Annotated in this window: 12 protein-coding genes; 2 read left to right on the top strand and 10 right to left on the bottom strand. The window is 37.1% G+C overall.

Features of this window, described 5'->3' with window-relative positions; translation table 11 throughout:
• The 6 genes from F3J23_RS14005 to F3J23_RS13980 form a co-directional block, all read right to left on the bottom strand.
• A complete protein-coding gene (locus F3J23_RS14005) occupies window positions 1–1,401 on the bottom strand; it encodes a RagB/SusD family nutrient uptake outer membrane protein (RefSeq protein WP_167030120.1) in 1,401 nt (466 codons plus the stop codon).
• Window positions 1,402–1,423: 22 nt separating this feature from the next.
• Window positions 1,424–4,633, bottom strand: coding sequence for a SusC/RagA family TonB-linked outer membrane protein (locus F3J23_RS14000; protein WP_167030117.1), 3,210 nt, complete (start codon window positions 4,631–4,633; stop codon window positions 1,424–1,426).
• 84 nt (window positions 4,634–4,717) lie between these two features.
• Complete coding sequence (locus tag F3J23_RS13995) at window positions 4,718–5,545, bottom strand: FecR family protein (RefSeq protein WP_167030114.1); 828 nt, start codon at window positions 5,543–5,545, stop codon at window positions 4,718–4,720.
• A gap of 109 nt (window positions 5,546–5,654) precedes the next feature.
• A complete protein-coding gene (locus F3J23_RS13990) occupies window positions 5,655–6,134 on the bottom strand; it encodes an RNA polymerase sigma factor (protein WP_167030111.1) in 480 nt (159 codons plus the stop codon).
• A gap of 171 nt (window positions 6,135–6,305) precedes the next feature.
• Window positions 6,306–6,650, bottom strand: coding sequence for a phage holin family protein (locus F3J23_RS13985; protein WP_167030108.1), 345 nt, complete (start codon window positions 6,648–6,650; stop codon window positions 6,306–6,308).
• Window positions 6,651–6,768: 118 nt separating this feature from the next.
• The gene (locus F3J23_RS13980; protein WP_167030105.1) at window positions 6,769–7,191 is read right to left on the bottom strand and encodes a PaaI family thioesterase; all 423 of its coding nucleotides are present in this window, start codon (window positions 7,189–7,191) and stop codon (window positions 6,769–6,771) included.
• Between the two features lie 200 nt (window positions 7,192–7,391).
• On the opposite strand from F3J23_RS13980, the gene F3J23_RS13975 reads away from it, so the two are divergent.
• Window positions 7,392–7,814 carry a hypothetical protein gene (locus F3J23_RS13975; protein WP_167030102.1) on the top strand — a complete coding sequence of 141 codons (423 nt, stop codon included), beginning with the start codon at window positions 7,392–7,394 and terminating at the stop codon, window positions 7,812–7,814.
• Window positions 7,815–8,014: 200 nt separating this feature from the next.
• Here F3J23_RS13975 and F3J23_RS13970 read toward each other — a convergent pair whose 3' ends face one another.
• The 4 genes from F3J23_RS13970 to F3J23_RS13955 all read right to left on the bottom strand — a co-directional run bounded on the left by F3J23_RS13970 (window position 8,015) and on the right by F3J23_RS13955 (window position 12,444).
• Window positions 8,015–10,144: a type IA DNA topoisomerase gene (locus F3J23_RS13970; RefSeq protein WP_167030098.1), complete on the bottom strand. Its 2,130-nt coding sequence runs from the start codon at window positions 10,142–10,144 to the stop codon at window positions 8,015–8,017.
• A gap of 235 nt (window positions 10,145–10,379) precedes the next feature.
• Window positions 10,380–11,099 carry a M17 family peptidase N-terminal domain-containing protein gene (locus tag F3J23_RS13965; protein WP_167030095.1) on the bottom strand — a complete coding sequence of 240 codons (720 nt, stop codon included), beginning with the start codon at window positions 11,097–11,099 and terminating at the stop codon, window positions 10,380–10,382.
• Window positions 11,100–11,239: 140 nt separating this feature from the next.
• Window positions 11,240–11,677, bottom strand: a complete 438-nt coding sequence (locus F3J23_RS13960) for a MarR family winged helix-turn-helix transcriptional regulator (protein ID WP_167030092.1) — start codon at window positions 11,675–11,677, stop codon at window positions 11,240–11,242.
• 14 nt (window positions 11,678–11,691) lie between these two features.
• Complete coding sequence (locus F3J23_RS13955) at window positions 11,692–12,444, bottom strand: SDR family NAD(P)-dependent oxidoreductase (protein WP_167030089.1); 753 nt, start codon at window positions 12,442–12,444, stop codon at window positions 11,692–11,694.
• Window positions 12,445–12,887: 443 nt separating this feature from the next.
• Here F3J23_RS13955 and F3J23_RS13950 point away from each other — a divergent pair, with 443 nt between their 5' ends.
• Window positions 12,888–13,886, top strand: coding sequence for an EamA family transporter (locus F3J23_RS13950; protein WP_167030086.1), 999 nt, complete (start codon window positions 12,888–12,890; stop codon window positions 13,884–13,886).
• The last annotated feature ends 14 nt before the right edge of the window (window positions 13,887–13,900 follow it).

The raw sequence follows: 13,900 nt of genomic DNA, 5'->3' as shown, positions 1-13,900 counted from the left end.
TTAATATCCTGGATTTTGTTTGATAGCGGGATCGGTATTGATCTGACTTTGAGGTACAGGCATCAACAGATTGTACTCTTTTATTACAGCGGTATTATATCCGGGTGTATTCTGAAAATATTGAGTCATTACTGAAACTGCTTTTCCTGTTCTTACCAGATCAAACCAGCGGTGACCTTCTCCTACAAGTTCTTTTCTTCTCTCCAGGGCGATTTCGTCAAGTAATAATTGTTGATTGGTCATATTCACTGTACTGATTCCTGCTCTTGTTTTAATCTTGTTAAGATATGTGTTGGCATTTACATAATCATTTCCTTTGGCATAGCATTCTGCCATAAGAAGATATACATCTGCCAGCCGCAGCACAACAATGTTACTGCCTCCGTCTGCAACAGCATTGGAAGTTTTTACCAGTTTTTTCGAATAAGGTACGCCATTAGGGGTAAGCCCTACGAAAGCATCTCTTCTCAAATCACTTGAGGCAAATAGCCCGTAAACTTCTTTAGTAGGCAGATTGTGTCCTTTCGCCCCTGAAACAAATCCTGACGGACTGAACATCTGATAAGCCTGGCTTCCTTCTGTATTACCATTCAGCCCTGATGTAAACTGAACATCAAAAATAATTTCTGCATTATTTTTATTAGCCGGATTGAAAATGGCAGAAGGATCGCTCAACAGACTGTATCCCAAAGTTTCCAATTGTTTAAGGTATGGCAGCGCTTCCGTGAACTTGTTTCTACTGATCAAAACTTTGCCGAGAATTCCCAGAGCAGCTCCTTTGGTTACTCTTCCCTTTTGAGAAGCGGCTGCCGGCAGAAGAGCAATAGATTCTTTCAGTTCAGACTCAATGAAATCATATATTGTTTCTACCGGTGTTCTTCCCTGCCCGAAATATTCATTAACGTTGGTTGTTTCTTTTGTAACCAGCGGTACATTTCCGAATATCCTTACGAGGTCAAAATACATCAGAGCCCGCAGAAATCTCATTTCGCCCGTCCTTGTATTTTTGAGCGTCTGATCCATTGATATTCCTCCAATTCTGTTCAATACAATATTAGCCTGCTGTATTCCCACATAATGGTCTTTCCAGGCTTCAGCCAATAGAGAATTGTTAGGTTGTATGGTAAAAAAGTCGAATTCTCCATAGGTAAAGCTATCATTAGCAGGCACCTCATCAAAAGTATTATCAGACGGAATTTCTCCTATTGCAGGCATCGCCAGCTGGTATTGTCCGTTATATTGAAGGGAAGCATATACTGCGTTCACTCCTTGCTCCAGCTGTTCCTGATCCTGATAAAAATTAGCTGTCACTTTAGTGCTTTCAGGAGATGTATTCAAGAGATCTGAGGAGCACGACTGTAATAAAATGGATACAAAAAATGCTATGTATAATCTTTTCATTGTTGTAATTTTTAGGGATAGATTAAAATTTCATATTCATTCCGAAAGAATAGATTCTGGCAACCGGATAGTATCCGTTATCATACCCTTGTGTAAGGATACTGTCCGAATTCGCATCAAGGTTTTGTCCTTTATAAGAAGTAAAAGTAAAAAGGTTATTAGCAATCAAATAAAGCTGAAGAGATTTCACTTTTAAAGCTGAAATAAGATTTTCCGGAAGATTATAGGATAATTTTAATGTTCTTAACCGTACATAATTACCATTTTTAAAGAAGATATTTGAGGTTCTCGCTTCTTTCCTATTATTGGAGAAATTCATATTAGGCATAGCAAACATACCATTGGGATTGGTGACAGGATTATATCTGTTGTCAAAATAATATTGGGAAGGAACCCCAAAACCTTCTCCTGATTCTGCTATACTTACCTGATCTCCATTGTATATTTTCCTTCCAAACTCTCCGTACAATGTAAAGCTCAGCTCAAAATTCTTATACCTGAATGAATTGGAAAATCCGGCTATATATTTGGGAATCCCGGAGCCAAAGCTCTTTTTGTCTTCCGCATCAATTTTTCCGTCTTTATTGATATCTTCCATGATATAGTCTCCTACTAAAGTTCCCGAAATATGAGGAGAATTATCAATTTCCTGCTGGCTTTTATAAACTCCTATAATATTGTATCCATACATCTCAGCAATGGACTGTCCTACTTTTGTAACCGCAAAATTATTAGCTCCTGCTACAATCTGAGTTTGTCCTTCTGCTAGGGCAAGTACTTTATTCTTATTGGCAGAAAAATTAATATTACCGGTATATTCAAAATCGTTACCGATATGAACAGGTCTTAAGGATACTTGTATTTCAAAACCCGTATTTCTGAGTCTTCCGATATTCTGAAGAGAAGTACTGTAACCCGACTGCTGCGGTACCGGAACATCCAGCAAAAGACCATCTCTGTTCAGGATATAATAGTCGGTAGAAATATTCAGGTATTTATTGAATAGCCCAATATCTGCTCCAAAGTTTTTAGATTCTGATTTCTCCCATGAAATATTAGGATTGGGAGCGGTTGAAGATCGGTATCCGGGAGCAAGAATACCTCCGAAAACATAATTTTCCTGTGCCATCAATGAAAGTGCTCCAAAATTTGGAATCTGATTATTCCCGTTGCTTCCGAGACTAAATCTCAGTTTTACCGGATCTAAAAACTGATTTTTTGGAAAGAATTTCTCATTACTCAATGTCCAGGCTAAAGATAAAGCATAAAAATCTCCCCATTTGGAGTTGGCTCCGAATCTGGATGACCCGTCACGTCTATAAGAAGCCATTATACTGTATTTTCCCTGATAAGCATAGCTGAATCGTGTAAAATAAGAAATAAGAGTCCACTTATACTGATTAACATCTATTTTAAATGAAGTTCCGCCTGCAATATTGGTAATACTATTATCAGGGAACCCGGCTGCCAGGGTTGTCACCTTATTAGATTCTTCCTGTTGGTAAGACTGCCCCACTATGGCATTGAAAGAATGGTCGTTGATCTTTTTATCGAAAGTCAGAAGATTTTCAACAAGATAGTTTTTAGTAATATATTCTGTTCTGCTTGCAGTAGTAACATCCGGGGCTGCTGTTCTGTAGCTTCCTACGGTGGAAGGATCAAAAAAGTTATATTCATAGCTTGTATAATCACCTCCTGCCGAAAGTTTATATTTAAAATTCTTCAGAAAGCTCCATTCTCCAAAGATATTTCCAAAAGTCTTAAAGAGAGTATATTTTCTTTTGGTCATTTCAGCAATGGCAACAGGATTTTCTACAAGAGCACCATCGGTGGGTGTATTGGCTTTGATCTGCTGGGAAATGAGAAGGTTTCCGGCAGTATCTCTGGGAGCGAAAAAGGGATACATGGTACTTGCCATTTGCAGAAGATTATAAGTTCTTCCTCCTTTTTCCATATCAAAAAGGGAACCTTGAGAAAATGAAGGCATCATGGAGACTCCAAATTTCAGTTGATCTGTTACCTGAGTCACCAGGTTGATATTTCCTGAATATTTTTCATAGTCTGTTCCTATCAGTATTCCTTTCTGATTCAGATAACTGCCGGTAAAAGAGTATTTTGTTTTATCGGTTCCTCCCAGCATATTTAGTGAAATATTACTCATTGGAGCAGGTTTCAATACAGTATTATACCAGTCTGTATTGGTAAGCCCCGGTTGTCTGTTCAGATAAGGCTGCAGATAGTCCGGAATTAATTCCCTCAATGTTGCTCCTTTGGAAACCCTGGTCGCATTATTATCAGAAGCGCTTCTTCCTGAACCTTTGGAAAGATAATTATTATCTCTTGCTTCCTTCATGAAAACAGCCATATCATAGGCATCTACAAATTTCTGGTTATCACTTCTTGTCTGTATTCCGTAATAAGTATCCAGTGTATATTCCAGTTTCCCTTTTTTTCCTTCTTTGGTCTGAATGAGGATTACTCCATTAGCTCCTCTGGAACCATAAATGGCAGTTGAAGCTGCATCTTTAAGGATATCGATAGAAGCAATGGAATTAGGATCTATAGAATTGAGATTAGTTCCTTCCGTTAAAGGAAACCCGTCTACTACAATCAGGGGGTTTGCTCCTGCTGTCAGAGTACCTATACCTCTTATTCGGATACTTGGAGAGGCTCCTGGATTGGCATTGGTCTGAGAAATTTGTAACCCAGTTGCTTTTCCGGCAATCATATCTCCAAAGTTTCCTGAAGCCACTCCTTTAAGATCTTTTTCCCCGATAGATACAATGGAACCGGAAATATCTTTTTTATTCTGCTTCCCATATCCGATGAGTACTACTTCATCCAGCTTTTTTTCTTTTTGAGAAAGGGTATCGTTAGCTGCTATTTTCTGAGTATTCTCTATTTTGGAAATTGATTTTCCGGCGGTTCTCCGCACCGTCACTACATTATTTTGAATACTAAATTCAACAGGATAATTTTTCTCAAGATAATCTAAAGTTTTGCGGAGGGAAGTATAGTCGATTTTCCGGTCATCAACCATAATATCTTCAAGATCAGAAACGGAATAAAAGACCTGAGTCTTTGTTGCTTTGCTCAGCTTCTCCAGGACTTTTGTCATTGGGAGCTCAGCTGCAGAGGAAAAATGTAAATTAGGGTGCATTTCTGATGCATAGGTCATTTGTGCTGGCCACAAAATTCCAAGCATAGCAATGCGAATTGCTGTTTTTTTCATAAATTCGCAAATATTAATTTTTAAACTTTTACCGGTTTTTAAATTGAATTAATCAGCATCGATACGCCAATATCGGTGCTTCTTTTATTTTAACTGTATTTCTTTATCATTAATTTTCTGAGGTTTGAGATTAAACGGAAAGCTGATCACAGAAAGAATTTCATTAAGATTTCCTGTAAATGATCCGCTTACTTTTTTGTTTCTGAATGTTTTTGGATATGTGATATGAATGTTATACGTTTTTTCTAGTTCAGTTACCGCATCTGCATAGTTCGCACGGTTAAACTCAAAACTTTTTTGTTTTTCCGGATGATAATAGTGATAATCTGCCCGGTTCTTATCATGAAGCCATACCTCCTTAGGAAGGAGATAAGTAATTGTACTTCCATGCTGGATTTTTACCTTTCCTTCAAAAAGCTCCACTTTTTTCTCTTCAGACTTCTGATCCAGATAAAACTCTGTACCCAATACCTGCACTTTAAATTCCCCTGCATTAATCCTGAAAGGTCGTTCTTTGTCTTTAGCCACACGAAAAATCCCCTGTCCGGTAAAACTCACATCCCTGCTTTTTTTACCGAAATTTTCATTTAGCACAAGTTTGCTGTTTGGCTTAAGCTCAATCTGGCTCCCGTCCGGAAGTGTATAGGTTTTTGCGGCCCCTGATGTCTCAAATATGTTAACCAAACTACTCTTTTTTTCTTCTTTTGAAAATTGAGTACTTTCATAAATACTTAAAAGTGTAAATAATGGGATCAGAACCGCTGCTATCCAATATATTTTTTTAACAGGATTCTTTTTCCTTATCTTTCTTTCTATACCTGTCCATATTTTATGATCCGTTATATCATCTATGGTATCATGATCGTCAGATAATGATTTCCAGTTTTTTTCAAATTCTTTTTCTAAGCTCATATATTATGTATTAAGAGACTTAAAAGCCATTTAATAATAAATACGCGGAAAAAGAAAATCGTCAACCTCAACAATTGGGATTTAACAATTAGTTCATATTAATAAAAAATTACTGAAGATTGATCTTGAGAAAATCAAGGGCTTTATTGATTTGTTTGCCAATCGCTGTTTTAGAGACTTTATGTTCGTCTGCAAGCTTAGAATAGCTTATGTTTTGGGTAGTATGCCGGAGCAACAGCTCTTTGGTTTTCATGGGAAGTTTATCCAGTAATACTTCCACTTTTTTCATTTGTTCCTGGGCAGATACTTCATCAGAAATATCATCTGCATTTTCCGGGATTATATTTTCTTCTGAGGAAACAAATAATATTTTATTTCTACGGTAAAAATTGGAAATCTCCTGTTTACTCGCCTTAAAAATAATAGCTTCAACAGCCGAAGGACTATCTGCTTTGTCCAGATGTTTCCATAAATGAACAAATATATCCTGCACAATATCTTCAACATCCGTTTCCTGACGGACATATTTTCTGACAAAGAAATAAACTCTATGTTTATATTCAGAATATATTTTTTTGAATTGCTCCATTATGCATACGGTATCCAGCTGAAGCAAATATATTTATAATAAGTTCTTCTTTGATTAAAGGTGTGTTAATTTTCAAAAAAACTTCAGCTCATGGCATCCGAAAGGCTTTTAAAAAGAATCTCCGCCGGCTTAAAGCCGGCGGAGATTCTTTTTAAATATATTCTATTCGCATTAGTCTCCATCCGAAAACATTGAGTTCGCCAGAGAAGTTACGATTGACAATAATATACTGAAGATAAATGCCCACCAGAAGCCGTCTACAACCATACTGTCTATAAAATAATCTGCAATCATAATGATAGCGGCATTAATTACCAGTGCAAAGAATCCCAGTGTAATGATGGTTAACGGAAGACCAAACAGGCTCAAAATAGGTTTTACAAATATGTTTAAAACTCCAAGTACAATGGCAAAAATAATTGCTGAAGAGAATCCTTCAAAATGTACTCCGGGTAAAATTTTGGTGAGAAGATAGGCTACAATTGCCGTTACAAATAATCGGATAATTAAGTTCATATCGTTATTTTTTAATGTTTATGGGGGGTATGGAGCAAAAGCCATTCCATTCCGGTAGGAAGAAATGTGTAAAATCCTTTATTTAAGGAATATTTTTAATCATCAACTCCAAAATCTTCTATTTTATTTTCATCATCGTTACTAATGAAGTCGCCACATGGCTTTCTGAACTTCCGTTTTCATCCTGAACATAGATCTCTGTTCTTACAACGCTGATCTTTGCTCCTCCTTTGATTACATAGGATTTTGAAACCAAAGCATCACCTATTGCAGGACGAAGATAGTTAACTTTTAATTCTACGGTTACCACATAACAGTCCTCCTCATAGTGGCTCACTGCTGCATATCCAGAGGAAACGTCCACCAAAGAAGCAATCATTGCTCCATTAAACATTCCTGCTTTTCTGGTCATCATTTCCATTTTAGGAATTTTCATCGATATAAAATCGGTTTCTACATCCAGCAATTCGGCTTTATAAAATTGTAAGGTTTCTGAACGGTTGAAGCTGTCTGTAATGAGTTTCTTTTTTTCCGGGGTCATTGATTTTAATTTGAATGTAAATTTAGAGATTGATTTAAAGAGTAAAGAATTAAATGATTAAAAATTAGCTGTACGGCAAATATTTATCGTCTATCTATATTTTGAGTTCTCGCAGACTGAGAAGTTATAGTTTTTTTAATCTGCACGTTTGTTATCATTTTATTTGCAAAAAGCTAGCTTTGCATTAAACAAATTATTCTATGAATTTAAAAAAAGTTCTCATTGTTTTCAGCTTTCTGACAGGGTGTATTTTTCATACACAAACCCTTCATTTGTATGGTGGTGCTGATCAGGATCAATATCTGGGATGCCTGAATTGTGATACTTTTGATAAAAATTCAATATGGAACAAGTATAGTGATTACGGAAATGTATTCGGTTCAAAATCAATCTGGAATACCTACGGAAATTATGGAAGTTCTTACAGTACTTATTCTCCATGGAGTTCCTATGCATCCTATCCGCCGGCTATTCTGGATGAGAATGGAAATTTCTATGGATTTCTTACATTAAACCCATATAAATCTGAAAGATCAGAACTGGAACTGGCTATGATTTTATGCAAACATCATGAAGAGATTAAAAACGATATCGGCGGATGGTACGAAAGGCTTTTTCATTAAATCATTTCACCAAATTTTCGATTTGATACCTGTTATTTCCGTATGTTTGCAGTGTCTTAGAATAAAAACTGTAAAAATTCAGACATCATCTTGTCATATAAAAGCCGGCGCGTTTGACTGGCAGTCAAAAGGTCAAGGGTTCGAATCCCGTATTCTCCACTAAATGAAAATACTTAAAGCATTATTTGGAATTTATTATCTTACTGGCTTAGCTGCACCTGAAAATCATCATTTAAAGTTAAAACACCTTCCGTAAGTTCTGCCGGATGAGCAGTAAACCCTTTCAACTTTGATGTTTTTCCTTTTAAAACAAGATCTAAAAGCTGTTTATCAGATAATTTTTTACCGAAAATTTCAAAGGTGATTTTAAAGCCACAGTTTTTGAAATCGGAACATCCAACGGCTGTTTTTCCTTTGATCAGATTGTGTTCTTTACATTTCGGGCATTTTGTTTCTTCCCAGGACTGAAGCTCTTTTTTCTGTGCAGGTTCTCTTTTTTTCTTTTCCTTCACTTCTTCTTTTTCTTCTTCCTGCAGCGTAATAACCTTCCCTTTTCCGTACACCACTTTTTCAGTCAGCTCCGTAACCATCTGGATCAGTTCTTCTTTAAAAAGATTAGCTTCATACTCTCCTTTTTCAATTTTACGAAGTTTAGATTCCCATTCACCTGTCAGTTCAGGGCTTTTTAACAATTCGTCTTCAATAGTGTCAATCAGCTGAATTCCTGTTTGAGTCGCGATGAGGTTTTTCCTTTTCTTTTCAATGTACTTCCTTTTGAAAAGGGTTTCAATAATATTTGCACGGGTAGATGGTCTTCCGATACCGTTGTTTTTCAGCATTTCACGCAGTTCTTCATCTTCTACCTGTTTCCCGGCGGTTTCCATAGCTCGCAGCAATGTTGCTTCCGTGTAAGGTTTTGGAGGCGTTGTTTTCCCCTGATGAATCATCGGATCGTGTGGGCCGGTTTCACCTACAATAAATTCAGGAATAGTCTGTTCTTCTTCTTTTTCTTTTTCCTTATCGGCAGATTCTTCTTTAGGTTCTTTAGCATAAACGGCTCTCCATCCCGGTTCCAGGATCTGTCTACCACTGGTCTTAAAAGGAATGGTTCCCACTTTACCTTCCACCAATGTATTGGAAATCTTACATTCCGGATAGAATACGGCAATAAAACGTTTTGCAATCAGGTCATAGATCAATTTTTCTTCTCTGCTCAGATTCTGAGAAGGTGGAATTTCCGTTGGAATAATCGCATGGTGGTCTGTTACTTTCGTATCATCGAAAACGGCCTTTGATTTTGGAATTGGAGCCTCCAATAATGGGGCAATCAGGTCCTGATAAGGATACATTTTCTGAAGAATACCCGCTATTTTCGGATATAAACTATCTGATAAGTAAGTGGTATCAACACGCGGATAGGTTACATGTTTCTTTTCATAAAGGCTCTGAACATAATTCAACGTATTCTCCGCTGAATACCCGTATTTTTTATTCGCTTCCACCTGAAGCCCGGTCAAATCGAAAAGACGAGGATTTTTTTCTTTCCCCTCTTTAATTTCAAAAGAAATGATTTCAAATGGATTGACTTTCAGATACTCCAATCCCTTCTCGGCACGTTCCAACGTTTTTAAACGATCAATTGCTGCATTGAAAACAACATCGCGATACCTGGTTTTGAGCTCCCAATATTCTTCTGTGGTAAATGCATCAATTTCTTTTTGGCGCTGAACCAGCATTGCCAATGTAGGAGTCTGTACTCTCCCAATGGAAAGAACGGCTTTATTTCCACCGAATTTTTTGGTAAAAAGTCTCGTAGCATTGATCCCCAACAACCAATCTCCAATGGCTCTGGCATTTCCGGCCAGATACAGATTTTTATAATCTTCCGCGGGTTTTAAACTCGCAAAACCCTCTTTAATAGCATCTTCCGTCAAAGAAGATATCCATAGACGCTGGATAGGTTTGTTACATTTTGCTTTCTGCAATACCCAACGCTGAATGAGTTCTCCCTCCTGCCCGGCATCCCCGCAGTTAATGACTTCATCACATTCTTCAACCAACCTTTCAATTACTTTAAACTGATTTTCAACACCTTTATTCGGGATCAGCTTGATTCCAAAACTGTTGGGAATAATTGGCAATGAAAACAAATTCCAGGATTTGAACTGAGGACCGTAATCGTGAGGTTCTTTCAAGGTGCAAAGATGCCCGAACGTCCATGTCACGCAATAGCCGTTCCCTTCCATATAGCCTTGTTTAGGCGTGGTAGCACCTAATACTTTGGCGATATCTCTGGCAACACTTGGTTTTTCGGCAATACATAATTTCATGAACTCGGGTTTATTGAAGGAGTGCAAAAATCGGGATTTTTTTTGACTTTTCAAATTTAGCTGATAGTTTGAACTTGGAAATTTTACTTCTCGCAGATTGGGCAAATAGAGCCGGTCGAAAAAATCTGTACGCTCTCAATATCTTGTGAGAGGAAAAACAGATTATATGTTTCACATAAAAAAGCCCCCTTATAAAAAGGAGGCCGAATCAACAATAGTAACAAAACTAAATTTATTATTTCTTTTTTACCTCTGCAATGGCTTCAGAAATTCCACCGCCTGCAGTTTCAAAGAAAGCGGGTCCAGCCAGCAGATATACTTTTTCTAATTTTTTTGTGGTGGATAATTTGTGTTCTTTCAGATAATTTTCAGAGCGGTTGGCATGTACAATTCCTATTACTACGTTTCCGGCAATTAAAGCAGTTGGAGAATCTATTCCTGCATCTTTCAGGTCACTGGCAAAGGCAAAATTGGTAACCCCTAACCTCATTGCTTCCCGGGCCGCCACTTCTCCTACGGAAGTCATTAAATCAGGAGTGAATTGGTTACGGTCTCCCAGTCCGATTAATAATAATTTTTTAGCAGGCATTGATCCTGTAGGCGGGGTGATTAAAATCGTTTCCAAAGAATGCCCCTGAAACTGCCCAGATTTTCTGATTTTAGTCAGCTCTCCTTTTAAAGCTTCATCCAGATGAACCAATCCGTTCAATTTAGCGGGTAAAGCCTGAGCATTAAAGATATCTCCTTCCGTATATTCAAAAACACAGGCTACCTGAAGCTGAGCATCCGCAGAGGAAGGCCCTTGTACCAATCCTACCATAGAAATTCCGTCTACTGAACCCCAGTTCTTTGAAGTTCCTATGGCAGTAGTTTGCGAAGTGGTAGTTTGCGCAAAATTCAATGTAGAAAATATCAATGCTGTTATTACAAATGATTGAATGAACATGTTTTTCATATTATGGTCGTTTTTATTGGGTTAATAATGGTAACTCAAAATTACAGAACACAAAAATCATCCGCATTGATCTATCATAATAAAAAGAAGACTCAACTTCCGCTGAATCTTCCCATCCTGATTTAAAATTTCAGTAATACTTATACTTTTCTCATCTTTTCAAAAAGGCGGATCAATACTTCCACTTCTTCGTCTGTAAGCGCTCTGTAGACATCATCTACTCCGGACAGATCTTCAGTAACTGTTTTATATAAGGTTTCCCCTTTATCAGTAAGCTTTACATCTATAAGACGTTTGTCCCCTTCATTTACATTTTTTTCAACAAGTTCTTTAATGATCAGACGGTCTACCAATCTGGAAACTCCGGCATTTTTCTCCAGCATTTTTTTCAGGATAGCCGAAGTTGACAACGGCTTTCCTGCATCATACAGAATAGAGAGTACATTGTATTGCTGGGAAGTAAGCCCATAAGTTGCAAAAAACTCCTGAGATCTGTCATAAACATTGTTATAGGTTTCTACCATTGCAATGCCCAGCTGTCTTCGAAGTGGAAGCTCTTCCGCTTTTATTTTTTTCATTCTTTATTATTTAATTACTGAATCAGATAACCGCCATCTACCGGCAGATAAGCTCCTGTACAGAAACTTGCATCTTCAGAAGCCAAAAATAAGACAGCTTTTGCAATTTCTTCCGGTTTTCCTAATCTTTTCATCGCATGCTTGGATTCCATATAAGATCTGTACTCTGCACTTTGTGCTGCATTATCCATTAATAATGGGGTTTCTATGTAACCCGGACCTATTGCATTAACACGAATGTTATCTGTTCCATTCTCTAAAGCCGCTACTTTTGTAAGCCCTACCAGACCATGTTTTGAAGAAGCATACGATGCAATCCCGAATTCTGCTACCTGGCTCATAATAGATCCCATATTCACTATTGCTCCTCCTGTTCCCTGCTTTCTCATCTGAGCTATCTGATATTTCATTCCATAAAACACACCACTTAAGTTAATATTGATCACCCTCTGCCATTCTTCTATTGATTTCTCATGAATCGGAGAAGCATCTACAATACCTGCATTATTCACAGCTATATCAAGACTTCCGAATATTTCTACGGTTTCATATACAGCCTTTTCAACGTCTTCTGCTTTTGAAACATCACATGTTATGAACCTGGCATCTGTTCCCTCCTTTAAAACTTCTTCCAGTGTTTCTTTATTTTCTTTAAGATCCGCAATTACAATTTTTGCTCCTTCTCTTGCCATCAGTATAGCAACCGCTTTACCAATTCCGGAGTTTCCTCCTGTAATGAATGCTACTTTGTTTTTAAAACGTTTCATAAAAATTGTTTTTAAATTAATATAATTTGATCAAACAAAATTAATGACTAATCATCAATGTCTAATCATAAATTATGTTAATCTTTAAAATCTCTACTATTTCTAAATATTAATAAAATTTAAAACAAACACAACAATCTTATTTACAAACATTTATAACATTAGTTAAAAAAAAATATTAAAAAGTCTATTATTTTAATGGACTAATAAAAATATATATTCTATATTTGCAGCAGAATTTAGGAAAACAAAAAAAATGAAACCAAATTTTAAGGATAATACAATGGATAAACATATCATTAAAACAATGATTATGTACAACTGTATGCCTGTACATCAAGAATCCCGTGGTTAGCCTTACTTTTATATGACATATTTCTAAAGGCCCTACCACGTGTAGGGCCTTTTTCATTTTAATAATTAATACATTGAAAAAATACAAAATGAGCAATTCTAAACACAAATGGTTGGTACCGTTGGCATTTACCAATATTTATGTGATATGGGGAGTCACCTTTTTAGCTATTTCATTTGGCTTGAAAGGGTTTCCACCGTTCATACTTTCCGGGTTAAGATTTCTGGTGGCAGGAATTCTGATGATCGGTTATCTTCTTTCAAAAGGAGAAAAAGCAAACTCGTTGATCAACTGGAAGAAAAATGCAATTACAGGTATTCTCATTCTTACCGGAGGAACCGGATTAGTTGCCTGGGGAGAACAATATGTGACAGCTTCTGAAGCAGCAATCTCAATAGCTACCGGTCCGTTCTGGTTTATTGCAATCGACAGAAAGAACTGGAAGTATTATTTTTCGGATAAATTCATCCCAATCGGATTAATGATTGGTTTTGCAGGATTGATTTTATTCTTAAAAGGAAGTGCCAATTCGCATGCAGCCCATGCCGCACTTAATGGAAATCTACGGATCACCGCATTTGCAGTATTGGGATTAAGTTCTGTAGCATGGGTTCTCGGATCTTTATATTCAAAGAAAAATCCTGCGTCTCAATCTACTTTTATGAATATTGCACAACAGCTTATAGTAGCAGGATTAGCTTCTTTTCTGATCGCTTTTTTCAGAAAAGAATGGACTGATTTTTCGGTTTCATCAATCCCATTATCAGCATGGCTGGGTGTTCTGTTTTTGATATTCTTTGGATCGATAGTCGCTTATTTGTCGTACATTTGGCTCCTGTCTGTAAAACCTGCCGCACTGGTAAGTACCCATACCTACATCAACCCTATTGTAACGGTTATTGCAGGCTGGATTGTTGCCAACCAGAGCATTAACGGAGGCCAGCTTTATGGTTTAGCCGTCATATTATTGGGAGTATTGCTGACGAATGTCACCAAGTATTTCAAGCTTTCAAAACGGTCCAAGGTCAGATTAAGAAGAGTGAGAAGATTTTTTAACAGAGCAGGCAAGCGGTATCAGCCTATTTAAACAGTATTAAAACA

Source organism: Chryseobacterium sp. Tr-659, assembly GCF_011752975.1.
Lineage (GTDB): Bacteria > Bacteroidota > Bacteroidia > Flavobacteriales > Weeksellaceae > Chryseobacterium.
The sequence above is the reverse complement of the archived record's forward strand: the minus strand, read 5'-3'. Positions and strand labels throughout refer to the sequence as shown.